Consider the following 24035-nt stretch of genomic DNA (forward strand, 5'->3'; position numbering starts at 1 on the left):
GCCCTGTGCTGAGTTAGACGGGCGCCCGGGGCGAAACTCATCGCGCGATCAGCGGAATCGCCGAAAGTTCCGCCACGGCCCAGGTCAGGGGCGTGAAGAGGGCGAACAGCGCGCCCGCCCGCAGGGCCGCGGCGCCGCGCAGCATCGTCGCGGGGGCGCCGAGGCGCAGCAGCGCCGCCGTCGTGTCCCTGCGGGCCTGGCGGGCCTCGACGGCGGCCGTGAGCAGCGTGGCCACGGCGCAGCCGACGACCAGCACCGAGCCGAGCGTGGACAGCGGGCCCAGCTCGGGGCCCGCGCTCGCGTACAGGGCGACCGCCGCGTACGTGCCGGAGGCGACGGCGCACACGACGCCGAGCGGCGCCCCGATGCGCCGCGCCTCCTCCTGGAGCACGCGCCCGGCGAGCAGCCGCACCGCGCCCGGCCGCACGGCCTGGAGGGCGCGCCCGCAGTGGTAGGTGAGGGCCGGCCCGGCGAGGGCGAGCCCGAGCGCGGTCAGCGCCCAGCCGGCGAGCACCCCGGAGGAGGAGCCGCCGAGGCCGCCCGGCATGGGGAAGCCGCGGTCGCCCCGGGCGTGCGAGGCGTAGGTCTCCACGGCGAGTCCGGCGGCGAGCAGCGCGATGCCCCAGGGCAGTCCGGTGGGCGCGGGGGACGGTTCGCGCAGTTCGTCCTCGGCGTCCGTGCCGCCCGGCTTCGTGGCCTGCGGGCGCAGTACGACGGCCGAGGCCGCCGACGCCGCGACCGGCACGAAGGTGAGCAGGGTGAGCGCGGCGGCCAGCGGCAGCGGCTTGCTCGCGGCGAGCAGGTCGCGGGCGGCGCCGTCGAACGGCAGCCCCGACAGATCGCCCCGCAGGTGCAGGAAGAACAGCAGCGCCAGCATCGAGCCCAGCGTGCAGGCGATCGCGGTGGAGATCGCCGAGAGCAGGGTGAGCCGGGCCGGGCCGAGGCCGACCGCCGACAGGCCCGTGCGCGGTTTCGTGCCGGGGTCGGAGCGGGCCACGGCGACCGCGAAGTACACGGTGGCGGCCAGCGGGATCGCGCACCAGGCCAGGCGCAGCAGGGAGCCGCCGGAGGCGTCGGGGTGGCCCATCGCGTAGCCGAGCGTGCACAGCAGCAGGAAGCCGGTGCCGCCCGAGGCGGCGGCGACCAGCAGTCTGCGCAGCTGGACCAGGGGATGGGCGCCGCGGGCTAGACGGAGACTGAGCACGCGGCCCGGCCCTCCGTCTCTTTCGGGTCCTTCGGATCGTTCGGGTCCGCGGGCCCGGCCGGCAGGTGCACGGTGGTGACCCGGCGTCCGTCGAGCAGCGACACCGTGCGGTCGGCGAGCGCGCTGACCTCGCTGTCGTGCGTGGCCAGGACGACGGTGATGGCGTGCGAGCGGGCCGCCGCCGTCAGCGTGCGCAGGACGTGCGCGCGGTCGGCGCGGTGCAGGGTCGCCGTCGGCTCGTCGGCGAAGACCACGTCGGGCGCGTGCACCAGGGCGCGGGCGATGGCGACGCGCTGCCGCTCGGCCATGGTGAGGGTGTGCGGGCGCTTGCGGGCGAGCTGGCCGACGTCGAGCCGGTCCAGCCACTCGTGGGCGGCGGTCTTGGCGGGCCGGCGCCCGGTGCCGCGCAGCATCAGCGGGAGGGCGGTGTTCTCCCACACGTTCAGCTCGGGGACCAGGACGGGCTCCGGGTCGATCCAGCCGAACCGGTCGCGCCGCAGACGCTCCCGTACGAGGGCACCCATGGTGTGCACGGGGGCGCTGTTGAACCACACCTCCCCGCCCCGGTCGGGCAGCAGCTGGCCCGACAGGCACTGCAGGAGCGTCGTCTTGCCGGCACCGCGCGGGCCGGTGACGGCGAGGATCTCGCCTTCGCGGACACCGAGGGAGACCCCGGTGAGCGCGGGCGAGCCGCTGTGGGAGAAGTGCAGGGCGCGGGCCCAGAGCACATCGTTGTCCGGCGGGGCCACCATGGCGTACACCTCGGTTCAGATCAGTTGCCTTCCCCCGTACGAGGGAACGAAGGCGAGGCCGATCGGTCACGAGCACGCTAGGTATCTCATAGGGCCGCCGGGGAAAAAGACGCGGCCCGGCCGCGCCCATCTCACTCGGATGGGGCAGCCGGGCCGTTGCCCGAAGCAGGATCAGATCTTCGTCCAGGCCTCCGTGAGGACCTGGCGGATGATCCCCTCGATCTCGTCGAACGTGGACTGGTCCGAGATCAGCGGCGGCGAGAGCTGGATGACCGGGTCGCCACGGTCGTCGGCGCGGCAGTACAGGCCGTACTCGAAGAGCTTCTTCGACACGTAGCCGTAGAGGATCCGCTCCGACTCCTCGTCGGTGAAGGACTCCTTGGTGGCCTTGTCCTTGACGAGCTCGATGCCGTAGAAGAAGCCGTTGCCGCGGACGTCGCCGACGATCGGCAGGTCGTTGAGCTTCTGCAGCGTGTTGAGGAAGTTCGCCTCGTTGTCGAGCACGTGCTGGTTCAGGCCCTCGCGCTCGAAGATGTCGAGGTTGGCGAGGCCCACGGCCGCGGAGACCGGGTGGCCGCCGAAGGTGTAGCCGTGCAGGAAGGTGTTGTCACCCTTGTAGAACGGCTCGGCGATCCGGTCGGAGACGATGGCCGCACCGATCGGGGAGTAGCCGGACGTCATGCCCTTGGCGCAGGTGATGATGTCGGGCACGTAGCCGAACTTGTCACAGGCGAACATCGTGCCGAGACGGCCGAAGGCGCAGATGACCTCGTCGGAGACGAGCAGCACGTCGTACTGGTCGCAGATCTCGCGCACGCGCTGGAAGTAGCCGGGCGGCGGCGGGAAGCAGCCGCCGGCGTTCTGCACCGGCTCCAGGAAGACGGCCGCGACCGTCTCCGGGCCCTCGAACAGGATCTCCTGCTCGATCTGGTCGGCGGCCCAGCGGCCGAAGGCCTCCGGGTCGTCGCCGTGGATCGGGGCGCGGTAGATGTTCGTGTTCGGCACCTTGTGCGCGCCCGGGACGAGCGGCTCGAAGGGGGCCTTGAGGGCCGGCAGACCGGTGATGGACAGGGCGCCCTGCGGGGTGCCGTGGTAGGCGACCGCGCGCGAGATGACCTTGTACTTCGTGTGGTTGCCGTTGAGCTTGTGGTACTGCTTCGCCAGCTTCCACGCGGTCTCGACGGCCTCGCCGCCACCGGTGGTGAAGAAGACCTTGTTGAGGTCGCCCGGAGCGTGGTGGGCCAGGCGCTCGGCCAGCTCCACGGCCTTGGGGTGGGCGTACGACCAGATCGGGAAGAAGGCCAGCTCGGCGGCCTGCTTGGCGGCGACCTCGGCGAGCTCCCGGCGGCCGTGGCCGGCCTGGACCACGAACAGGCCCGCGAGGCCGTCGAGGTACTTCTTGCCCTTGTCGTCGTAGATGTAGGTGCCCTCGCCACGCACGATGGTGGGAACGGGCGCGTTCTCGTACGACGACATGCGGGTGAAGTGCATCCACAGGTGGTCGTACGCGCTCTGGCTGAGGTCCTTGGTGCTCACGGCTATCGGGTTCCCCACATATAGGTCTGCTTCTTGAGCTTGAGGTAGACGAAGCTCTCGGTGGAGCGCACTCCGGGCAGGGCCCGGATGCGTTTGTTGATGACGTCCAGAAGGTGGTCGTCGTCCTCGCAGACGACCTCCACCATCAGGTCGAACGAGCCCGCGGTCATCACGACGTACTCGCATTCCGGCATGGCCGTCAGCGCATCCGCCACGGGATCCAGGTCGCCCTCGACGTTGATGCCGACCATCGCCTGGCGCCGGAATCCCACGGTGAGCGGGTCGGTGACGGCGACGATCTGCATCACGCCCTGGTCGAGCAGCTTCTGGACGCGCTGGCGGACGGCTGCCTCGGACAGGCCCACGGCCTTGCCGATGGCGGCGTACGGACGCCTGCCGTCCTCCTGGAGCTGCTCGATGATGGCGAGGGAGACGGTGTCCAGCGACGGAGCGCCGCTGCCGTTCTTCGAACTGGATCCCTTGGGGTCTGCGCTGCGACTGGCCACGACTTCACTGTGCATGAGAGCTCGTCGTTTTCGCAACCCCGGATCGATGAAATTCGTTGTTTACGTCATCGATACTCACGGATTTCGTAGGTCCGGGGTGGCGGGGGGTGTCGAAAACGTCGGTGAACGGATTAGGGTGGGTGTCTCAAGCCTTGGACAAGCTACTCAGGAGGGCCGGCAGTGAGCACCAGTGAGCTGCGTCGTCTGCGGAACTACATCGACGGTGAGTTCCGGGACGCCGCCGACGGACGGACCACCGAGGTGGTCAACCCGGCGACCGGCGAGGCGTACGCGACCGCGCCGCTGTCCGGGCAGGCCGACATCGACGCCGCCATGGCCGCCGCCGAGGCCGCCTTCCCGGCCTGGCGCGACCTGACCCCGGGCGAGCGCCAGCGCTACCTCCTCAAGATCGCCGACGCGTTCGAGGAGCGGGCCGAGGACCTCATCGCCGCCGAGGTGGAGAACACGGGCAAGCCGATCGGGCTCACCCGCTCCGAAGAGATCCCGCCTATGGTCGACCAGATCCGCTTCTTCGCGGGCGCCGCGCGCATGCTGGAGGGCCGCTCCGCGGGCGAGTACATGGAGGGTCTGACCTCCATCATCCGCCGCGAGCCGATCGGCGTCTGCGCCCAGGTCGCGCCCTGGAACTACCCGATGATGATGGCCGTGTGGAAGTTCGCCCCGGCCCTCGCCGCGGGCAACACGGTCGTGCTGAAGCCGTCGGACACCACCCCGGCCTCGACCGTCCTGTTCGCCGAGATCATCGGCTCCATCGTCCCCAAGGGCGTCTTCAACGTCGTGTGCGGCGACCGCGACACGGGCCGCCTCATGGTCGAGCACCCGACCCCGGCCATGGCCTCCATCACGGGCTCCGTGCGCGCCGGCATGGCCGTCGCCGAGTCCGCCTCCAAGGACCTCAAGCGGGTCCACCTGGAGCTGGGCGGCAAGGCCCCGGTCGTCGTCTTCGAGGACGCCGACATCGCCAAGGCCGCCGAGGGCATCGCCGAGGCCGGGTACTTCAACGCGGGGCAGGACTGCACCGCCGCCACCCGCGTCCTCGTCCACGAGTCGGTCCACGACGAGTTCGTCACCGCGCTCGCCAAGATCGCCGCCGAGACCAAGACGGGTCAGCCGGACGACGAGGACGTGCTCTACGGCCCGCTGAACAACCCGAACCAGCTGAAGCAGGTCTCGGGCTTCATCGAGCGGCTGCCCGCCCACGCCAAGGTCGAGGCCGGTGGCCACCGGGTCGGTGACAAGGGCTACTTCTACGCCGCGACCGTCGTCTCGGGCCTCAAGCAGGACGACGAGATCATCCAGAACGAGGTCTTCGGCCCGGTCATCACCGTCCAGTCCTTCACGGACGAGGAGCAGGCCGTCTCGTACGCGAACGGCGTGGACTACGCGCTGGCGTCCTCGGTGTGGACCAAGGACCACGGCCGCGCCATGCGCATGTCCAAGGTCCTCGACTTCGGCTGCGTGTGGATCAACACCCACATCCCGCTGGTCGCCGAGATGCCGCACGGCGGCTTCAAGAAGTCCGGTTACGGCAAGGACCTCTCCGGCTACGGCTTCGAGGACTACACCCGCATCAAGCACGTCATGACGTCGCTGGACGCGTGAACCTCACCTACGAGGAGGTCGGTGCGACCCTGACGGACGGTGAACTGCCGTCGGGGTACCACCACATGGACCGCCGCGTCCGTCTCGGCTCGGGCAGTGACTGCTTCGAGCGGGCGGGCGCGGCGGTTCTGTCGTGGGCCGCGCACCGGGGCGCCGGGTTCACCGTGACACCGGGCGGGCCCGCCCGGGAGGGCGTCGACGTGATCGTCTCGGCGCCGTTCCTCCGGATTCCCTGCCGCGTGGTGCGCGTGGTGCGCTCCGCGGAGCGGGTCGGGTTCGCGTACGGGACGCTGCGCGGGCATCCGGAGTGCGGGGGGGAGGCGTTTCTCGTCGAGCGGGACGCCGAGGGGGGCGTGTGGTTCCGGGTACGGGCGTTCTCGCGGCCCGGGCGGTGGGTCGTGCGGGTAGGTGGGCCGGTGGCCCGGGCGGTGCAGTTGTGGGTGACCCGGCGGTATCTGCGGGCGGTTGTGGGGGCGTGCGCGGATTCGCCGTAGAGGTTTGTGCGGCGGGCTGAGTGCGCGTCGTGTGTGGCCGGTCGCGCAGTTCCCCGCGCCCCTGGAGCGTGCGCTGCGCGCCGCTCATCGACAGGGTGTCGGGCGTGGAACGGGTGGCTCGACGCAGCGTCCATTGTTCGGCGGGGTGGCGGGGCGGCATCCTTCGGTCGTGCGAGCAAACGTGATCAGCCCCCGAGTCACCCGTCGATCCCTGCTGCGCGCCCTCGGCGGCGGTGCCACGGCCGCGGCGGTCGGTGCCCTCGCCACCGGGTGCGGGGTGCCGGCCGCCTATGTGGCGCCGGGGGACCGCGGTGCCCACGATCAGTCCGCCGACGACAAGCGGCTCACCTGGGCGAACTGGCCGCTGTACATCGACGTGGACGACGACGACACCTCGAAGCGGCCGACCCTGGACGCGTTCGAGAAGCAGAGCGGCATCCAGGTCAAGTACACCGAGGAGATCAACGACAACGACGAGTTCTTCGGCAAGATCAGTCCGTCGCTGATGAACCACCAGCGGACCGGCCGGGACCTCATCGTCATCTCCGACTGGATGTGCGCACGCTTCGTCCGGCTCGGCTGGGTCCAGGAGATGGACCGCGCCCGCCAGCCCCACGTCACCAAGTACCTGGACCCGCTGCTGCGTTCCCCTGCCTTCGACCCGGGCCGCAAGTACACCGTGCCGTGGCAGTCCGGCATCACCGGCATCGCGTACAACAAGCGCCGCCTCGGGCGCGAGATCAAGCACGTCTCCGACCTGTGGGCCGACGATCTGAAGGGCCGGGTCACCCTGCTGTCCGGCCTCGACGAGTCCTTCGCGCTGCTCATGCAGGGCAACGGCGTCGACATCACCAAGTGGACCGCCGCCGACTTCGACAAGATCTGCGACCAGGTCGAGAAGCTGGTGAAGTCCAAGCACATCCGCCGCTTCACCGGCAACGACTACATCAAGGACCTCTCCAGCGGCGACGTCCTCGCCTGCCAGGCCTACAGCGGCGACATCATCCAGCTCCAGGCCGACGACCCGGACATCGAGTTCGTCGTGCCCGAGGAGGGCGCCGAGCTCTGGGCCGAGTCCCTGATGATCCCCAACCTCGCCGACCACAAGGCCAACGCCGAGCAGCTCATCGACTACTACTACCAGCCCGAGGTCGCCGCCGAGCTGGCCGCGTGGGTCAACTACGTGTGCCCGGTCCCGGCCGCCCGCGACATCCTCGCCGACGCCAAGGACAAGGAGACGGCGGCCCTGGCCGAGGACCCGCTGATCTTCCCGGACGACAAGATGCGCTCGCGGCTCGCGATCGCCCGGGACATCACGTCGAAGGAACGTACGGAGTTCGCGAAGCGGTGGAACGCGATCGCGGGGTTGTAGGGCTGCTGTCGCCGCCTGTGGCGGCTGCCGGCCACGGCGGCTGGGTCAGCCCGGCTTGACCGCCCGCGTCGCGAAGTAGTTCGACATGTAGGCCGCGGAAGCGTTGGACTGGTGCGGCGCTTCCGTGAAGCCCGTGACGGCGAACCCCGCGGCGAGTTGCCCGCCGATCTGGTCGGTGAGGGTGTGGCTGTACTCGAGAGCGGCGTCCGCGCCGAACTTCGCGGCGCGTTCCTCGGCGGAGTACTGCGTGACATCGCTGTAGGGCAGCTTGTGCACGACGATCAGCTCGCCGCGGTCGTCGAGCGCCTCGTGGTCGAACAAGTACACATCGGGATTGAGGAAGCCCGCGAGCAGGGTCCCGCCCGGTCGCAGGACGCGGAAGCACTCGCGCCACACCGCTGCCAGGTCCGGTACGAACAGGTTGGAGACCGGGTGGAAGACGACGTCGAACGCCGCGTCGCCGAAGGCGCCGAGGTCGCGCATGTCGCCCAGGACGGTGCGCAGTCCGAGTCCGTCGCGCGCTGCCACCATCTGGTCCTGGCCGAGCTGGCGGGGTGAGTTGTCGAACACGGTGACCCGCGCCCCCGCGGCGGCGAGGATCGGACCCTGCTGGCCACCGCCGGAGGCCAGACACAACACGTCCTTGCCGGTCAGATCCGCCGGCAGCCAGGAGCGGTCGACCGGCTCGTGCCCGATGAGAACGATCGACCAGTCGCCCTCCCGGGCGCGCTCGACCTCCTCAGAACTCACCGGCCTCGACCACTCGTTGCCCTCCTGGACGTACTTGTCCCAGGCGGCCCGATTGTGGGCCACCGGGTCGACAACACTGTCCTGCACGTTCGACTCCCTGCTACAGCCAAAGTGAGCGAGCCCTCAGGCCGGTTCCGGTTCCGGTTCCGGTTTCGGTTGTGGCTCCGGTGTCCGGGGTTCGCGCTGGCGTGGCAGTGTCGGTTTCGGGTCCCAGGACCGGGTGGTGCGGATGAAGTACACGATCACCGAGGCCATGGCGAGCAGCAGCAGCGGGCCGAACAGCCAGGGGTGGGAGGCCAGTTCGCGCGGCAGGTAGCGGTACGCAGTCAGCAGCGCGGCGAAGACGACCGTGCCGTACGAGACCATGCGGATCGCCGACAGGTCCCAGCCGCGGGCGAAGGCGCGCATCGCCGCCTCGATCGTCAGCGCGAACACCACGCCGGCGACGAGGTCCACGCCGTAGTGGTAGCCGAAGGCGAGGGTCGCGCTGAGCGTCGCCACCAGCCAGAACGCGCCCGCGTACCGCATCCAGCGCGAGCCCTTGCGGGTGTGGATGAACAGCGAGGTGGCCCAGGCCGTGTGCAGGCTGGGCATGCAGTTGCGCGGGGTGATCTCGTCGAAGAGCACCGGATGCGGGGTGCCGATCGCCGGCAGCACGTCGGGCCACACGTGGGAGACGGCCCAGGCCCCGCCCTCGGCGCCGTACGCGTAGACCGGGCCGACGACCGGGAAGATCATGTAGATCGCGGGGCCGATGAGGCCGATGACCAGGAACGTCCGCACCAGGTGGTGGGCCGGGAAGCGCCGCTCCGTCGCCACGTTGCGCAGCTGGTAGAGGCCGACGAGTGCGGCGGCGAGCGGAAGTTGGCCGTAGACGATGTTCAGGACATGGCTGCCGACCGGGCCGATCGCCTCCAGGATCCGGCCCGCGACCCACGACGGGTTGCCGAGCGCGTGGTCGGCGAGGGCCACGTACGGGTCGAGGACCTGCGGGTGCTCCTTCGCGGTGATGAGCAGCCAGGTGTCGCCCGTCTTGTGGCCGAACACCAGGAGCATGCCGAGGCCGCAGCCCTTGAGCAGCAGGGCCCGGTCCGTGCCGGTGCGGCGCGTGACCGCGACGACCGCCAGGCCGAGGACCACCCACAGCGCGCCGTTGCCGAAGTTCAGGTCGGCGCCGACGGCCAGGCGCACGAGCAGGAACACCACGTCGACGGCGACCGCGGTGGCCGCCGCGATCATCCGCTCACGCCAGCTGAGGACCACCATCGTCAGCGCCAGACCGGCGTACAGCAGCGGTCCGGAGTGCGGGGCGAAGATCAGCTCCTGCGCCTCGACGGTCAGCGGACCCGGCTGCCCGTAGCGGCGTGCCGCGAACTCCAGCGCGATGAGGAACCCGGCGGTCGCCACCCCGGCCGCGGTCCACAGGATGAAGCGCGGGCGCCGCCAGAGCGGCCCGGGGTGGTCGGACGGGGATATGCGAGAGGGTGAGGTCGTCAATGGTCCGGCTCATCGGGTGCGGGCTGCGGGCATGAGTTTCTGGTGAAGAACAGGTGACCCAGGTGGTCGTGACAGCTGGAACATGCTAGCTCCACAGAGTTCCGCCTGACAGGGGCAGTTCGGAACCCGGCCGGGCAGCTCAGCGGGGTGTGCGGCAGGTCACACGGTCCGCGCGGCGGCCATGACGATGCGCGCGGCGACGGCGTTCGTCCTCTCACCCTTCGCGTCGGTGGCGTTGACCGCATAGACGAGGGTGCGGGACAGGTTGTCGGAGGCGATGAGCGCCGCGTTGTAGCCGTACCGGGCGCCGGTCTTGCCCCAGTAGACCCGGCCGCCGAGCTCCATCCGCTCCAGGCCCGCGGTCAGCGTCGCGCCGCGGATCCGGGCCGGCACGGTGAACATCTCCGCCAGCTGTCGTGCGGGCACGATCCGCCCCCGGAAGAGGGCGACGAGCAGCCGTTCCAGATCGGCGGTGGTGGAGATCATGTCGCCCGCCGCGAACCGGTCGGCCTGCACCCACTCCGTCACGTCCACGAACGCGCCGTCCACCAGTTGGTAGCCGCGGTTGTGCGGCCCGTGGATCGTGCGGTCGGCGCCCGGGAAGTACGTGTCCCGCATCCCGGCCGGGCGCAGCACGAGCCGCGTGGCCACGTCCGCGTACGACTGCCCGGTGAGCTGTTCGACCAGCAGGCCGAGGAGGGTGTAGTTGATGTTCAGGTAGTCCTGCCGGGTACCCGGCCTGAACGCCGGGCCCTTGGCGAGCGCCGACACGGCCACCTCGGCGGGCGCGACCACGTCGAAGCGGTGCGGGTACTGGTCGGCGAACTCGTCGCCCCAGCCGTCGGCGGACTGTATACCGCTGGTGTGGTTCAGCAACTGCCGTACGGAGACGGGCCGGTGGAAATCCGTGCCGCGGAAGAGGCGGGGCAGGTACCGCTGTACCGGGGCGTCCAGGTCGACCCGGCGCGCGGCGGCGAGCCGCAGCACGGTGGCGGCGGTGACCACCTTCGTCGTCGAACCGGCGCGGAAGCGGGCGTACGGATCGGCGGCCCGCCCGGAGGCGAGATCGTGCACGCCGCCCGAGCCGTGCCAGGTCCCGGCGGTGCCGCCGACCCGGACGAGTGCGGCGGTGGCGTCGTCGTCCGGCAGCCCGGAGACGGCCTGCCGCAGCGCCTCCGCGTCGAGCCGGGCACGCGGGGAGGCGGCCGCCGCCGGGCCCGCGAGGGCCGGGGCGGCGGCGAGGGCGGCGGACAGTCCGAGAAAAGCGCGACGCTTCAACGGGGTCTCCTGGGTGGCTTGTTCGCACGATGTCCGTACGGTGCCGTCCGCACAGGGGCTGTACGGGCCGACCGGGCTGTACGGGCCGGCCGGCTCCGGTGCCGGTCGACGTGATCACCTTCGCGTGGCGCACCCCGCGGAACATCCTGTCCACGGATGACGCGGACCCCGGCCCTGCACCCAGGGTTCCCCTAGGGTCTGTCCGCCGGTCCCGCCCGCCGGATCGGGCCGCGCCGGGCCTGCGTATTTGGACAGTACGGATCTCGTCTGGCAACGTCACCCGTCCGACCCCGATGACACCGGAAGGCGGTGCGGAAGATGACCGAGGTGAGCACGCGCAGCGTCCGGGACGCCGCTGTCGCCACGCGCCTGCGCAGGACGACCTCCCTCGACGTGCCGGAGGACTTCGAGACGTGGTCCGTGGCGGACCTGGCGGACTGGCTCCACGACACCGAGGACGACCCGCAGGTGTCCGACGAGGACTTCTACCAGGCCCGAAAGGCCGTACAGATGCTGGGAGTCGAGGACGTCTGACTAGGAGGGCCCGGGCTCTCGTTCCTCCTGCGCGGCCAGCACCTTGTCGCCGTGTTCGAAGGCCCAGGCGCCGAAGGCGTCGATCGGGGCGAGCAGCGTCCGGCCCAGGTCGGTCAGCCGGTACTCGACCCGGGGCGGCGTCTCCTCGTACGCGTGGCGCGTCACGAGTCCGTTGAACTCCAGGCGGCGCAGGGTCTCGGTCAGGACCTTCGCGCTGATGCCGCCGATCCGCTCCCGCAACTCGCCGGGGCGGCAGGGGCCGTGGCGCAGCGCCCACAGGACCACCGCGTTCCAGGTGTTCGCGAGCAGGTCGAAGGCGAGCCGGGCCCGGCAGTCGGCGAGGAATCCCTGGTCGGAGGTCACGCACCGAATGGTGCCCGACGCGCCGCCTACCGTCCCGGACATGCGGATTTCGACCCTGGGAACGGGAAACATGGCGCACGCCCTGGCGGCGCACTGGGTGCGGGCGGGCCACGAGGTCACCGTCGGCGGACGGGACGAGGAGAAGGCGGCACGGCTCGCCGCGCGGATCGGGGCGGCGGGCCACGGCAGTCTGGCGCGGGCCGCGGGGGCCGGGGACGTGGTGCTCGTCGCGCTGCCGTACGGGGTGGGCGAGCGGGTGGTCGCCGCTCTCCGCGAACCCCTCGCCGGGAAGGTGCTGCTCGACTGCTGCAATCCCGTCGGCGAGGGCTTCCGGCTGCTCACCGAGGGCGGCCCGGCCGCCGCGCGGCGGATCGCCGCCGCGGCCCCCGGCGCCCGGGTCGTCAAGGCGTTCAACCTCTGCCACGAGGACGTCTGGCGCCTGACCCCGCCGGTCTTCGACGGCCGCCCGCTCGCGGTCCCGCTCTGCGCCGACGACGACCGGGCCCTTGACCTCGTACGGGAGTTGGTGCGGGACGCCGGGTGCGTGCCGCTGTCCGCGGGCGGCCTCGACCGGGCGGGACTGCTGGAGGCGACGGCCGCGCTCGTCATCCGGCTGTGGGTGGGGGAGGGGGCCGACGCACAGGCGATGCTGCCGCCTCTGGCCGCGTCAGGCGGCGCCGCGTAGCCCGGTCAGGACGTCGATGCGGTTCGTCGTGATCGAGTCGACGCCGATGTCCAGGAGCCTGCGCATCGACCTCGTCGTGTCCGGGGTCCAGACCGAGATCAGCCGGCCGTCGCGGTGGATGCGGGCCGCCAGGTCCCGGTCGATCAGGGAGAAGCGGTAGTTGAGCCAGCGCGGGCCGACCGCGGCGAGCAGGGCCGGGCGGGGCGGGGCCAGGGTCGTCCAGGTCAGGGCGATCTCGGCGGCCGGGTCGGCGGCGCGGACCTTGAGCATCGTCTCGGCGCCCGCGCAGTAGTAGACCCGGTCCGCGGCGCCGGCCTCGCGGATGGTGCCGACGACCGTGCGCACCGCCTTCGCCGTGATGCCCGGGAGATCGACCATCAGCCGGGCGCCGGTGCCGGCCGTGGCGGCCAGCGCCTCGGTCAGCGTGGGCACGCCGCCCGCCGTCACCTCGCGCACCTCCGTGGCGGAGAGCGCGGACAGCGGGCGGTCGTGGTCCCAGAGCCGCTTCAGCGACGCGTCGTGGAGGAGGACGGGAACGCCGTCGCGGGTCAGGCGTACGTCGATCTCCACCGCGTCCGCGCCGCGCTCCAGCGCGGAGCGCAGGGACGGGAGGGTGTTCTCGCGGACGCGGTAGGGGTCGCCTCGGTGGGCCACGGCAGTCACGGTGCGCATGGGCCCATTCTGGCGTCCCGGAGCGCCGCCCTACGCGCGCGCGAGCCAGTCGCGCGTGTACGCGTCGATCTCGTCGGCGATCCGGGCCTTGCCCGCCGCGTCGAGGAACGAGGCGTGCACCGCGTTCTTGGCGAGGTCGGCGACGCCCCGCTCGTCGAGGTCGAGGAGGCGGGCGGCGACCTCGTACTCGTGGTTGAGGTCCGTGGCGAACATCGGCGGGTCGTCCGAGTTGATGGTGACGGTCACGCCCGCGTCGACGAACTGCTTCAGCGGGTGCTCGTCGAGGGTGCGCACGGCGCGCGTCGCGATGTTCGAGGTCGGGCAGACCTCCAGCGGGATACCGTGCTCGGCGAGGTGCGCGAGCAGCTTCGGGTCCTGCGCCGCGGAGGTCCCGTGGCCGATGCGCTCGGCGCGCAGTTCGGTCAGGGCGTCCCAGACCGACTCCGGGCCGGTCGTCTCGCCGGAGTGCGGCACCGAGCGCAGACCGGCCGCGATCGCCCGGTCGAAGTACGGCTTGAACTGCGGGCGCGGGACGCCGATCTCGGGGCCGCCGAGCCCGAACGAGACCAGGCCCTCCGGGCGCAGCCGGTCGTCCGTGGCCAGCCGCACCGTCTCCTCCGCCGATTCCAGGCCCGCCTCGCCCGGGATGTCGAAGCACCAGCGCAGCACCGTGCCGAACTCCGCCTCGGCCGCCTTGCGGGCGTCCTCGATCGCGTCCATGAACGCGCGGGCGTCGATGCCGCGCCGGGTCGACGAGAACGGGGTGAGGGTCAGCTCCGCGTACCGCACGTTCTGCCGGGCCATGTCGCGGGCCACCTCGAACGTGAGCAGCCGGACGTCCTCCGGCGTGCGGATCAGGTCGACGACCGACAGATAGACCTGGATGAAGTGGGCGAAGTCCTTGAAGGTGAAGAACTCCGTGAGCTGCTCGAGGTCCGCCGGGACCTTCGAGTCGGGGTGCCGGGCGGCCAGCTCCGACACGATCCTGGGAGATGCCGACCCCACGTGGTGGACGTGGAGTTCTGCCTTCGGCAGTCCGGCGACGAAGGTCTGCAGGTTCGTGCTCTCGGAGCTCACGGATTCCTCCCCAGGAACTTGGGTGATCGGCTGATCGGGGTCCTGGGCATCGTATGCGCCCGGCCCGCCGGCTCCGGCCCGGCGTCCGGAAACGAGCACGGGACCTGCCGGACTCCGGGGCGGGCCCACGCCCTAGCATGTGCGGGTACGCGCAGCAGATCACGGACGCGGAGGGGGCCCGTACATGAGCGGCGGCAGCACACCACAGGAGCACGACCCCTGGGCCCCGCCGCAGGCCGTGCCCCTCGCGAAGGCCTCGGACACGATGCCCGACACGACACCCGACCTGCACGACCGGCAGACGGTGACGTCGATGCCGCTCGCCCCCGGACCGCAGGCCGCACCCCCGCAGACACCCCCGCCGCCGCCCGCGCCGGGCCCGCAGGCACCCCCGCACGGCCACGGCCCGGTGCCCCCGCCCCCGATCTCGCCCGACGGCCCCGGCCAGCAGGTCTACGGCGCCCAGCAGGCCGGCCCGCAGTACGGCTACCCGGGGCCGCAGTACGGCTACCCCGGCCCCCAGCACGGCTACCCGGCACCGCAGCACCCCGCCCCGTACGGCGGCGCCCAGAATTACGCGTACTGGCCCGGCGCCGTGCAGGCGCAGCCCAGCAACGGGCTCGGGGTCGCCGGGATGGTCCTCGGCATCATCTCGGACGTGCTGTTCCTGATGTGGCCCATCGCCATCATCTGCGGAGTCCTCGGCATCATCTTCGGAGCCATGGGCCGCGGAAAGGCCAAACGCGGCGAGGCCACCAACCCGGGCCAGGCGCTCACCGGCATCATCTGCGGCGCGGCCGGAGTGGCCCTTGCCGTCGGCTTCATCGTGCTGGTCGTCGCCACCTTCTAGGTGACCGGCGAGGTCAGCCCCGCAACCGCTCCCGCGCCGCCATCAGCGCGAAGCCCAGCAGATTCGGGCCCCGCCATCTCTCCGGGGCCTGCGCCGCGGGGTCGTCCGCCGCGAGCCCGATGCCCCATATCCGGTCCACGGGGCTGGCCTCGACCAGGACCCGCTCGCCGGTGCCCACCAGGAACGCCCGCAGCGCCGGGTCCGAGGCGAACTTGTGCACGCTGCCCTCGGTGACGATGCCGAACCGCTCCCGCTGCCACACCGCGTCGTCGAACCCGCGCACGAGCCGCCCCGCCTTCTTGGCCTGCGACGGATGCCCGGCCTCCAGCGCGCGCCGCTCCGCCTCGGCGTCGCCGAACAGCCGGGCCTTCGCGGCCATCATCCAGTGCTCGGCCGTCGCGTACTCCACGCCGTCCACCGTGAACGGCGACGGCCACCACTGACTGAGGCAGCTCGGCCCCAGCTCCCCGTCCGCCCGAGGGGCGTGCCCCCAGAAGGGGAGGTACTTCACACGTGTCCCCGCCCCCAGGGCCGCCACCAGGGATTCCCTGCTGTCGATCTCCATACACGGGAGTTTGGCACGCACCACTGACACTCCGTCCTGGGTTTTCCAGGCTGACTCGACACCTGGTCGACAGATTCCGTCGCGTAACCAAAAGGCAACAACGGAATCACTTGTTGGAGTAGTAGGGCTCTGTCAGGATCGGCACTCAAATCGAGCTGGAGCCACGCCGGCACCCGTGGAACGGGACCGCCGGCGGAGGAGAGCGAGAGCGAGCACTCATGCACAACCCCACCTCGGCCAACCCCCTCTCGGCCACGTCCGTCACCGCCTCCGTACAAGAACGGTTCGCCGACGGCGCGAACCACATCGCGGGCCGCCTCACCAAGGGAACCTCCGGCCGCACCCACGCGGTCGTCGACCCGGCCACCGGCGCGGAGGTCTACACGTACGAGCTGGCGGGCACGGACGACGTGGACGCCGCCGTCGCCGCCGCCCGCGCGGCCTTCCCCGGCTGGTCGGGCCTGACCCCGGGCGAGCGCTCCGACGCGATGCACAGGTTCGCCGCCGTGCTCGACGAGTGGGCCGAGGAGTTCGCCCGGTTCGAGTCGCTGCAGTGCGGCAAGCCGATCAAGCTGAGCCGCGAGTTCGACGTGCCGGGCACCGTCGACAACACCGCGTTCTTCGCGGGCGCCGCCCGTCACCTGCAAGGGCAGTCCGCCGGGGAGTACAGCGGCGACCACACCTCGTACGTACGGCGTGAGCCGATCGGTGTCGTCGGTTCCATCGCGCCCTGGAACTACCCGCTCCAGATGGCCGCGTGGAAGGTCCTGCCGGCCATCGCCGCGGGCAACACCATCGTGCTCAAGCCCGCCGAGCTGACCCCCTTCACCTCGCTGCTGTTCGCCGAGGCAGCCGTCGCCGCCGGGCTGCCCGAGGGCGTCGTCAACGTGGTCACCGGCGCGGGCCGCGACGCGGGCGAGCACCTCGTCGGCCACCCCGACGTCGCCATGACCTCCTTCACCGGCTCGACCGGCGTCGGCAAGCGCGTCGCCGAGATCGCCACCGCGACCGTCAAGCGGCTCCACCTGGAGCTGGGCGGCAAGGCCCCGTTCCTCGTCTTCGACGACGCCGACCTCGACGCGGCCGTGCACGGCGCCGTCGCCGGCGCGCTCATCAACACCGGGCAGGACTGCACCGCCGCCACGCGCGCGTACGTGCAGCGTCCGCTCTACGACGCGTTCGTCGAGAAGACCGCCGCCCTGATGGAGACCGTCCGGCTCGGCGACCCCTTCGCCGAGGACACCGACCTCGGCCCGCTCATCTCGCACGTCCACCGCGACCGCGTCGCCGGATTCGTCGACCGGGCACGCGCCTACGCGCGCGTGGTGACCGGCGGCGAGGCCCCCGACCACCCCGGCGCCTACTACAAGCCCACCCTCATCGCCGACGCCCCGCAGGACAGCGAGATCGTCCAGTCGGAGATCTTCGGCCCGGTCCTGGTCGTGCTGCCCTTCGACAGCGACGACGAGGGCATCGCGCTGGCCAACGACACCCCGTACGGGCTCGCCGCCTCCGCCTGGTCGACCAACGTCTTCCGCGCCAACCGCGCCACCCGCGAGATCAAGGCCGGCTGCGTCTGGGTCAACGACCACATCCCGATCCTCAGCGAGATGCCCCACGGCGGCTACAAGGCATCCGGCTTCGGCAAGGACATGTCCGCCTACTCCTTCGAGGAGTACACGCAGGTCAAGCACGTCATGTTCGACAACACCGCGGTCGTCCGCAAGGACTGGCACCGCACCGTCTTCGGGGACCGATAGCCACCTGGCCGCCTGACTCCCGGCCGACTCCACCTTCCCGTAAGGGACTCCCGAAAGGGCAACCACGCGCATGGAGCAGTACGAGCCCGACCGCCCGTCCCCGGCCCTGCTGGCCGCGATGAGGCGCAGTTTCCACAACGGCAGGGCCTCGGCGACACTGTCGCGCCGCTCCCTGCTGCGTGCCTCGGCGGGCGGCGCGTTCGCCGTCGGCGGGCTCGGCGCGCTCAGTGCCTGCGGCATCCCCGCGGCGAGCAAGTCCTCGGGCGGTGTCTCGTCCGAGGACCACTCGGCCAAGGAGAAGACGGTCAACTTCTCCAACTGGACCGAGTACATCGACCTCAGCAAGGACAAGAAGCACCACCCGAGCCTGGACGCGTTCGCCCGGCGCACCGGCATCAAGGTCAAGTACACCGAGGACATCAACGACAACGTCGAGTTCTTCGGCAAGATCAAGCCGCAGCTCGCGGCGGGCCAGGACACCGGACGCGACATCATCGTCCTCACCGACTGGCTCGCCGCCCGCCTCATCCGCTACGGCTGGGTGCAGAAGCTCGACGCGGCGAACCTGCCGCACGCGTTCACCAACCTGGCCGGCCAGTTCCGCGACCCCGACTGGGACCCCGGGCGCGCCTACTCCTACCCCTGGCAGGGCATCGCCACGGTCATCGCGTACAACGTGAAGGCCACCGGCGGCAAGGAGATCACCTCCGTCTCGCAGCTCCTCGACGACCCCAAGCTCAAGGGCAAGGTCGGCCTGCTCTCCGAGATGCGCGACACCCTCGGCATGACGCTCCTGGACATGGGCAAGGACCCGCGCGACTTTAGGACCGACGACTTCGACGCGGCGATCGCCCGCGTCCAGAAGGCCGTCGACAACAAGCAGGTCCGCCGCTTCACCGGCAACGACTACATCGCCGACCTCAACCAGGGCGACCTCGCCGCGTGCCTGGCCTGGGCCGGTGACGTCGTCCAGCTCCAGGCCGACAACCCCGACGTGCGGTTCGCGATACCGGACGCCGGCTACATCACGTCGACCGACAACATGCTGATCCCCAACAAGGCGCGTCACAAGACGAACGCCGAGAAGCTCATGGACTACTTCTACGAGCCGGCCGTCGGCGCCGAACTCGCCAACGCGATCAACTACGTCACCCCGCTGGAGAGCACTGTCGTCAAGGCGGAGCTGGCCAAGCTGGACAAGGACGCGGCCAGCGACCCGCTGATCGTCCCCGACAAGGCCATGTCGGCCAAGGCGCACGGCTTCCGGTCGCTCAGCGCCAAGGAAGAGACGTCGTACGAGCAGAAGTTCGCCCAGCTCACCGGCGGCTGACCCGGTGCCCGCTGCCCACCCCCTTCCCCCGGACTCCTTGGACTCACCATGACGACGCATCCTCAGAGCGACCACGGCGGCGACGTACGTCTCACCGGCATCAGCAAGACGTACGACAACGGCTTCACGGCCGTCCGGCCGCTCGACCTCACCGTCCCGCAGGGCTCCTTCTTCGCGCTCCTCGGCGCCTCCGGCTGCGGCAAGACCACCACGCTGCGCATGATCGCGGGCCTGGAGGAGCCGACCACCGGCACCGTGATGCTCGGCGACCAGGACGTCACCGGCCTGCCGCCCTACAAGCGGCCCGTGAACACCGTCTTCCAGTCGTACGCGCTCTTCCCGCACCTCGACATCTACGAGAACGTCGCCTTCGGCCTGCGCCGCCGCGGCATCAAGTCGGTGCAGAAGCAGGTCGACGACATGCTCGACCTGGTGCAGCTCGGCGAGCACAAGCGCAAGAAGCCGCACCAGCTCTCCGGCGGCCAGCAGCAGCGCGTCGCGGTCGCCCGCGCCCTCATCAACCACCCCAAGGTGCTGCTGCTCGACGAGCCGCTCGGCGCCCTCGACCTCAAGCTGCGCCGCCAGATGCAGCTGGAGCTCAAGCGCATCCAGACCGAGGTCGGCATCACCTTCATCCACGTCACGCACGACCAGGAGGAGGCCATGACCATGGCCGACACCGTCGCCGTGATGAACCAGGGCCGCGTCGAACAGCTCGGCGCCCCCACCGACCTCTACGAGAACCCGGGCTCCACCTTCGTCGCGAACTTCCTCGGCACCTCGAACTTCATCGAGGCCGAGATCGCGGGCCGGGCCGGCGACGACCTCACCCTGCGGGCCGGCGACGGCAAGCTGGTGCTGCCCGGCGCCCGATGTTCCACCGCCTCCACCGCCACCGGCGACAAGGTCCTGCTCGGCGTGCGCCCCGAGAAGATCTCCCTCACCCACGCCGACGACGCCTCTCAGATCCCCGACGGCCGCAACCGCATCACCGGCCGGATCGCCGACTCGTCGTTCATCGGCGTCTCCACGCAGTACGTCGTCGACAGCCCGCTCTGCGACGCCTTCGAGGTCTACGCCCAGAACATCGAACGGGACGCCCGGCTCGTGCCCGGCGCCGAGGTCGTCCTGCACTGGAACCCCGCGCACACGTTCGGTCTGGACGCGGCCCAGGACGCCGAGGCGGGCGTGGAGAAGGTCTCGGAGGACGCGGCGGCATGAGCACCACTCTCACCGAGGCGCCCGGGACGCCGTCCGAGGCACCGGCCCCGCGCAAGCCGAAGCGGCGCGGCCGTCTCGTCCCGTACTGGCTGCTGCTGCCCGGCATGCTCTGGCTGATCGTCTTCTTCGCGCTGCCGATGATCTACCAGGCCTCCACCTCCGTACAGCAGGGGTCCCTCGAGGACGGGTACACCGTCACCTGGCACTTCGCCACGTACTGGGACGCGCTGTCCGAGTACTGGCCGCAGTTCCTGCGGTCCGTGCTGTACGCGGGCCTCGCCACGATCCTGTGCCTGCTGCTCGGCTATCCGCTGGCCTACCTGATCGCGTTCCGCGCGGGCCGTTGGCGCAACGTCATCATGGTGCTGGTCATCGCGCCGTTCTTCACCAGCTTCCTGATCCGCACGCTGGCCTGGAAGACGATCCTCGCGGACAACGGCGTCGTCGTCAGCACGCTCAACTCGCTGCATCTGCTCGACGTCACCACCTGGCTCGGCATGACCGACGGCGACCGGGTCCTCGCCACCCCGCTCGCGGTGGTCTGCGGACTCACCTACAACTTCCTGCCGTTCATGGTCCTGCCGCTCTACACCTCGCTGGAGCGGATCGACGGCCGGCTGCACGAGGCGGCGGGCGACCTGTACGCGTCGCCGATCACCACGTTCCGCAAGGTGACCTTCCCGCTGTCGATGCCGGGCGTCGTCTCCGGCACGCTGCTCACCTTCATCCCGGCGACCGGTGACTACGTCAACGCGGACCTGCTCGGCTCCACCGACACCCGCATGGTCGGCAACGTCATCCAGACGCAGTTCCTGCGCATCCTCGACTATCCGACGGCGGCGGCGCTCTCCTTCATCCTCATGGCGGCCATTCTCTTCATGGTCACCTTCTACATTCGCCGTTCCGGAACGGAGGACCTGGTCTGATGCCCTTCGTGCGCTGGATACGCCGCAATCTGGTGGTGCTCGCGGGCCTGCTCACGCTCGCCTATCTCCTCCTGCCGAACGTCGTCGTCACGGTCTTCTCCTTCAACAAGCCGAAGGGCCGCTTCAATTACGAGTGGCAGGAATTCTCGGTCGACGCCTGGAAGAATCCGTGCGGGGTCGCCGACATGTGCGGCTCGCTCTCGCTGAGCCTCCAGATCGCCTTCTGGGCCACGCTCGGCGCGACCGCGCTCGGCACGATGATCGCCTTCGCCCTGGTGCGCTACCGCTTCCGGGCGCGCGGCGCGGTGAACTCGCTGATCTTCCTGCCGATGGCGATGCCCGAGGTCGTGATGGCCGCCTCGCTGCTCACGCTCTTCCTCAACATGGGCGCTCAGCTGGGCTTCTGGACGATCCTGATCGCCCACATCATGTTCTGCCTCAGCTTCGTGGTGACGGCCGTGAAGGCCCGGGTCATGTCGATGGACCCCCGCCTCGAACAGGCCGCGCAGGACCTCTACGCCGGTCCCGTGCAGACGTTCCTCCGCGTGACGCTGCCCATCGCCGCTCCCGGGATCGCGGCGGGCGCCCTGCTCGCCTTCGCGCTCTCCTTCGACGACTTCATCATCACGAATTTCAACGCGGGCTCGACCGTGACCTTCCCCATGTTCGTATGGGGATCGGCGCAACGCGGTACGCCCGTTCAGATCAATGTCATCGGTACGGCCATGTTCCTGGTCGCCGTACTGTGTGTGCTTGCCGGAATGATGGTCGGCAGGCGAAAGAACAAGAGCTCCTGAACCACAGGGCCTCAAGAAATTTCTGAGGGAGTTGGAATCATGGCCGCTGGTGCCATGAATCGCTGGACCCAATCACTGGCCGACGCCAAGCCGGTCGCCTATTGGCTCGACGACCCGGGCCGCCCCGAGGCCCGCCCCGCCCTCACCGGCGACGAGCACTGCGACCTGCTGGTCGTGGGCGGCGGCTACAGCGGCCTGTGGACGGCCCTGCTCGCCAAGGAGCGCGACCCGGGCCGGGACGTGGTCCTCGTCGAGGGCCGGGAGATCGGCTGGGCCGCCTCCGGGCGCAACGGCGGCTTCTGCGCCGCCTCCCTCACGCACGGCACGGCCAACGGGCTGACCCGCTGGCCCAAGGAGATCAAGAAGCTGGAGGAGCTGGGCGCCGCCAACCTCGACGCCATCGAGGCGGCGGTCGCCCGCTACTCCATCGACTGCGACTTCGAGCGCACCGGCGAACTCGACGTGGCCACCCAGCCGCACCAGGTCACCGAACTGCGCGAGTACTACGAGGAACTGGCCGAGGCCGGCCTCACCGACGGCCTGGAACTCCTCGACGCGGAGCAGACCCGCGAGCAGGTGAACTCGCCGACCTTCCAGGGCGCCCTCTTCGACCGCGCCGGCGTCGCCATGCTCCACCCGGCGAAGCTCGCCTGGGGCCTCAAGCAGGCCTGCCTCGACCTCGGCGTACGCGTCTACGAGAACACCCCGGCCACCCAGCTCGCCTCGAACGGCACGGGCGTCGCGGTCCGCACCCCCTACGGCCGGGTCTTCGCCCGCCGGGCCGCGCTCGGCACGAACGTCTTCCCTTCGCTGGTCAAGCGGGTGCGCTCGTACACCGTCCCGGTCTACGACTACGCGCTGATGACCGAGCCGCTGACGGAAACTCAGCTGGCGGAGATCGGCTGGAAGAACCGCCAGGGACTCGGCGACTCGGCCAACCAGTTCCACTACTTCCGGCTGTCCGCCGACAACCGGATCCTGTGGGGCGGCTACGACGCGATCTATCCGTACGGGGGCCGGGTCCGCGCCGAGTACGACCACCGCCCCGAGACGTACGCGAAGCTCGCCGGCCACTTCTTCACCTGCTTCCCGCAGCTGGAGGGCCTGCGCTTCACGCACGCGTGGGGCGGCGCGATCGACACCTGCTCGCGCTTCTCGGCGTTCTTCGGCACCGCGCACGCGGGCAAGGTGGCGTACGCGGCCGGGTACACCGGGCTCGGCGTCGGTGCGACGCGCTTCGGCGCGGACGTGATGCTCGACCTGCTGTCGGGGGAGCGCACCGAGCGCACGGAGCTGGAGATGGTCCGCTCCAAGCCGCTGCCGTTCCCGCCCGAGCCGTTCGCGTACACCGGCATCGCGCTCACCAAGTGGTCGCTGGCCCGCGCCGACGACAACGGCGGCCGCCGCAACCTGTGGCTCAAGACGATGGACGCCGTGGGGCTCGGCTTCGACAGCTGAGTCGCCGACCGGCAGGCGGCCGGTGAGGCTTCTCGCGCAGTTCACCGCGCCCCTGAGGCATGCGCTGCGCGCGACCTCAGCGGCCGCCCTGCACCGGGATGCCAGGCGATCACGCCGGTCCCGATCAACCGGCGTACGCCCAGGTCGCCGGTGTGATCCGGTTCACTACCAACAAGTAGCCCGAAGTCGCGTAATGCTCGGGCCCTCGCCTCCCTCTCGCTCGTGACCCATGAAGTCGAAGCGAGAGGGAGGTTCCGCCATGACGGGCTCAGGCGCGGCTAAGTCGGCGGTCGAGTGGCTGGTGTCGGTGGCGCCGGACCCGGAGGCGTGCCGCTGGGAGTGGGAGCGCAATCCGCTCGGGGTGGCCCTGCTGCCCGCGGGCAAGGAGTGGGACGTCCTGATCCTGCCGGGGGAGCTCGGCTACCCCACGCTCGATGTCCTCACCCGGGTCATCGACCGCCCCGGCCCGGTCCTCGCCGACTTCGGCGACGCCCGGATGGGGTTCTTCGTCCCGGCGGGCACGGTCGCGCGCTGGCTCGGCACGGGGGTGCGCGGCGCGGGCCACGGCACCTGGATCGTGGTCCCCTACCCGGGCCGCGCCACCGGCGGCGTGCGCTGGCTGGTGCCGCCGGACGGCCGGGGCACGCTCACCGATCCGGCGCTGCTCGAACTCGCGATGCACGAGGCGGCGGCCCAACTGGCGCGGGAATCGGGGGAGTAGTCCGGACCCAAGATGATCTCGGAGGCCCGCGAACTCTTGACAACTCAATTGGTCTGGACCAAGT

The 24035-nt window shown here is 70.7% G+C and carries 24 protein-coding genes; 13 read left to right on the forward strand and 11 right to left on the reverse strand.

Annotated features, from left to right (window positions below; translation table 11 throughout):
* Positions 1-37: 37 nt before the first annotated feature.
* From ABII15_RS27790 to ABII15_RS27805, 4 genes are all read right to left on the reverse strand, one after another.
* Entirely contained in the window at positions 38-1204 is a 1167-nt protein-coding gene (locus tag ABII15_RS27790) for a hypothetical protein (protein WP_353944984.1), read from the reverse strand.
* A complete protein-coding gene (locus tag ABII15_RS27795) occupies positions 1186-1956 on the reverse strand; it encodes an ATP-binding cassette domain-containing protein (protein WP_353944985.1) in 771 nt (256 codons plus the stop codon). Before ABII15_RS27795 ends, ABII15_RS27790 begins: the two co-directional genes overlap by 19 nt.
* Positions 1957-2127: 171 nt before the next feature.
* Complete coding sequence (locus ABII15_RS27800) at positions 2128-3510, reverse strand: aspartate aminotransferase family protein (protein WP_353944986.1); 1383 nt, start codon at positions 3508-3510, stop codon at positions 2128-2130.
* The gene (locus tag ABII15_RS27805; protein ID WP_353944987.1) at positions 3495-4013 is read right to left on the reverse strand and encodes an Lrp/AsnC family transcriptional regulator; all 519 of its coding nucleotides are present in this window, start codon (positions 4011-4013) and stop codon (positions 3495-3497) included. The genes ABII15_RS27800 and ABII15_RS27805 overlap by 16 nt, the downstream gene beginning before the upstream one ends.
* Positions 4014-4178: 165 nt before the next feature.
* Between ABII15_RS27805 and ABII15_RS27810 the strand changes: the two genes are divergently transcribed.
* The 3 genes from ABII15_RS27810 (at position 4179) to ABII15_RS27820 (ending at position 7487) form a co-directional block, all read left to right on the forward strand.
* Complete coding sequence (locus ABII15_RS27810; RefSeq protein ID WP_353944988.1) at positions 4179-5621, forward strand: gamma-aminobutyraldehyde dehydrogenase; 1443 nt, start codon at positions 4179-4181, stop codon at positions 5619-5621.
* Positions 5618-6115 (forward strand): DUF1990 domain-containing protein, encoded by a 498-nt coding sequence (locus tag ABII15_RS27815; RefSeq protein ID WP_353944989.1) that lies wholly within the window; start codon positions 5618-5620, stop codon positions 6113-6115. The genes ABII15_RS27810 and ABII15_RS27815 overlap by 4 nt, the downstream gene beginning before the upstream one ends.
* A 169-nt stretch (positions 6116-6284) precedes the next feature.
* The gene (locus ABII15_RS27820; protein ID WP_353944990.1) at positions 6285-7487 is read left to right on the forward strand and encodes a spermidine/putrescine ABC transporter substrate-binding protein; all 1203 of its coding nucleotides are present in this window, start codon (positions 6285-6287) and stop codon (positions 7485-7487) included.
* A 45-nt stretch (positions 7488-7532) separates the two neighbouring features.
* Here ABII15_RS27820 and ABII15_RS27825 read toward each other — a convergent pair whose 3' ends face one another.
* The 3 genes from ABII15_RS27825 to ABII15_RS27835 all read right to left on the reverse strand — a co-directional run bounded on the left by ABII15_RS27825 (position 7533) and on the right by ABII15_RS27835 (position 11012).
* Entirely contained in the window at positions 7533-8324 is a 792-nt protein-coding gene (locus ABII15_RS27825; RefSeq protein ID WP_353944991.1) for a class I SAM-dependent methyltransferase, read from the reverse strand.
* Between the two features lie 36 nt (positions 8325-8360).
* Positions 8361-9665, reverse strand: a complete 1305-nt coding sequence (locus ABII15_RS27830) for a phosphatase PAP2 family protein (protein ID WP_353947229.1) — start codon at positions 9663-9665, stop codon at positions 8361-8363.
* Positions 9666-9893: 228 nt separating this feature from the next.
* Complete coding sequence (locus ABII15_RS27835) at positions 9894-11012, reverse strand: serine hydrolase domain-containing protein (protein WP_353944992.1); 1119 nt, start codon at positions 11010-11012, stop codon at positions 9894-9896.
* A 318-nt stretch (positions 11013-11330) separates the two neighbouring features.
* Between ABII15_RS27835 and ABII15_RS27840 the strand changes: the two genes are divergently transcribed.
* The gene (locus ABII15_RS27840) at positions 11331-11546 is read left to right on the forward strand and encodes a hypothetical protein (RefSeq protein WP_353944993.1); all 216 of its coding nucleotides are present in this window, start codon (positions 11331-11333) and stop codon (positions 11544-11546) included.
* On the opposite strand, the gene ABII15_RS27845 is transcribed toward ABII15_RS27840, so the two are convergent.
* A complete protein-coding gene (locus tag ABII15_RS27845) occupies positions 11547-11909 on the reverse strand; it encodes a helix-turn-helix domain-containing protein (protein ID WP_353944994.1) in 363 nt (120 codons plus the stop codon).
* Positions 11910-11949: 40 nt separating this feature from the next.
* Here ABII15_RS27845 and ABII15_RS27850 point away from each other — a divergent pair, with 40 nt between their 5' ends.
* Positions 11950-12594: an NAD(P)-binding domain-containing protein gene (locus tag ABII15_RS27850; protein ID WP_353944995.1), complete on the forward strand. Its 645-nt coding sequence runs from the start codon at positions 11950-11952 to the stop codon at positions 12592-12594.
* Here ABII15_RS27850 and ABII15_RS27855 read toward each other — a convergent pair.
* Both ABII15_RS27855 and ABII15_RS27860 read right to left on the reverse strand, forming a co-directional pair.
* Complete coding sequence (locus ABII15_RS27855) at positions 12577-13266, reverse strand: glycerophosphodiester phosphodiesterase (RefSeq protein WP_353944996.1); 690 nt, start codon at positions 13264-13266, stop codon at positions 12577-12579. The genes ABII15_RS27850 and ABII15_RS27855 overlap by 18 nt on opposite strands.
* 30 nt (positions 13267-13296) lie before the next feature.
* Complete coding sequence (locus ABII15_RS27860) at positions 13297-14343, reverse strand: adenosine deaminase (protein WP_353944997.1); 1047 nt, start codon at positions 14341-14343, stop codon at positions 13297-13299.
* 184 nt (positions 14344-14527) lie between these two features.
* Here ABII15_RS27860 and ABII15_RS27865 point away from each other — a divergent pair, with 184 nt between their 5' ends.
* Positions 14528-15193: a DUF4190 domain-containing protein gene (locus ABII15_RS27865; RefSeq protein ID WP_353944998.1), complete on the forward strand. Its 666-nt coding sequence runs from the start codon at positions 14528-14530 to the stop codon at positions 15191-15193.
* A 13-nt stretch (positions 15194-15206) separates the two neighbouring features.
* Here ABII15_RS27865 and ABII15_RS27870 read toward each other — a convergent pair whose 3' ends face one another.
* Entirely contained in the window at positions 15207-15758 is a 552-nt protein-coding gene (locus tag ABII15_RS27870) for an NADAR family protein (RefSeq protein WP_353944999.1), read from the reverse strand.
* Positions 15759-15976: 218 nt separating this feature from the next.
* On the opposite strand from ABII15_RS27870, the gene ABII15_RS27875 reads away from it, so the two are divergent.
* The 7 genes from ABII15_RS27875 to ABII15_RS27905 all read left to right on the forward strand — a co-directional run bounded on the left by ABII15_RS27875 (position 15977) and on the right by ABII15_RS27905 (position 23971).
* Complete coding sequence (locus tag ABII15_RS27875; RefSeq protein WP_353945000.1) at positions 15977-17518, forward strand: gamma-aminobutyraldehyde dehydrogenase; 1542 nt, start codon at positions 15977-15979, stop codon at positions 17516-17518.
* A 70-nt stretch (positions 17519-17588) separates the two neighbouring features.
* Positions 17589-18848, forward strand: coding sequence for a spermidine/putrescine ABC transporter substrate-binding protein (locus ABII15_RS27880; RefSeq protein WP_353945001.1), 1260 nt, complete (start codon positions 17589-17591; stop codon positions 18846-18848).
* Positions 18849-18896: 48 nt separating this feature from the next.
* Positions 18897-20069, forward strand: a complete 1173-nt coding sequence (locus tag ABII15_RS27885) for an ABC transporter ATP-binding protein (protein ID WP_353945002.1) — start codon at positions 18897-18899, stop codon at positions 20067-20069.
* Positions 20066-20995 (forward strand): ABC transporter permease, encoded by a 930-nt coding sequence (locus tag ABII15_RS27890; RefSeq protein ID WP_353945003.1) that lies wholly within the window; start codon positions 20066-20068, stop codon positions 20993-20995. The genes ABII15_RS27885 and ABII15_RS27890 overlap by 4 nt, the downstream gene beginning before the upstream one ends.
* The gene (locus ABII15_RS27895) at positions 20995-21792 is read left to right on the forward strand and encodes an ABC transporter permease (RefSeq protein WP_353945004.1); all 798 of its coding nucleotides are present in this window, start codon (positions 20995-20997) and stop codon (positions 21790-21792) included. The genes ABII15_RS27890 and ABII15_RS27895 overlap by 1 nt, the downstream gene beginning before the upstream one ends.
* A gap of 39 nt (positions 21793-21831) precedes the next feature.
* Complete coding sequence (locus tag ABII15_RS27900) at positions 21832-23250, forward strand: FAD-binding oxidoreductase (protein WP_353945005.1); 1419 nt, start codon at positions 21832-21834, stop codon at positions 23248-23250.
* 259 nt (positions 23251-23509) lie between these two features.
* Positions 23510-23971 carry a hypothetical protein gene (locus tag ABII15_RS27905; RefSeq protein WP_353945006.1) on the forward strand — a complete coding sequence of 154 codons (462 nt, stop codon included), beginning with the start codon at positions 23510-23512 and terminating at the stop codon, positions 23969-23971.
* Positions 23972-24035: the final 64 nt, after the last annotated feature.

The sequence above is a fragment of the Streptomyces sp. HUAS MG91 genome, from assembly GCF_040529335.1.
Classification (GTDB): Bacteria; Actinomycetota; Actinomycetes; order Streptomycetales; family Streptomycetaceae; genus Streptomyces; species Streptomyces tabacisoli.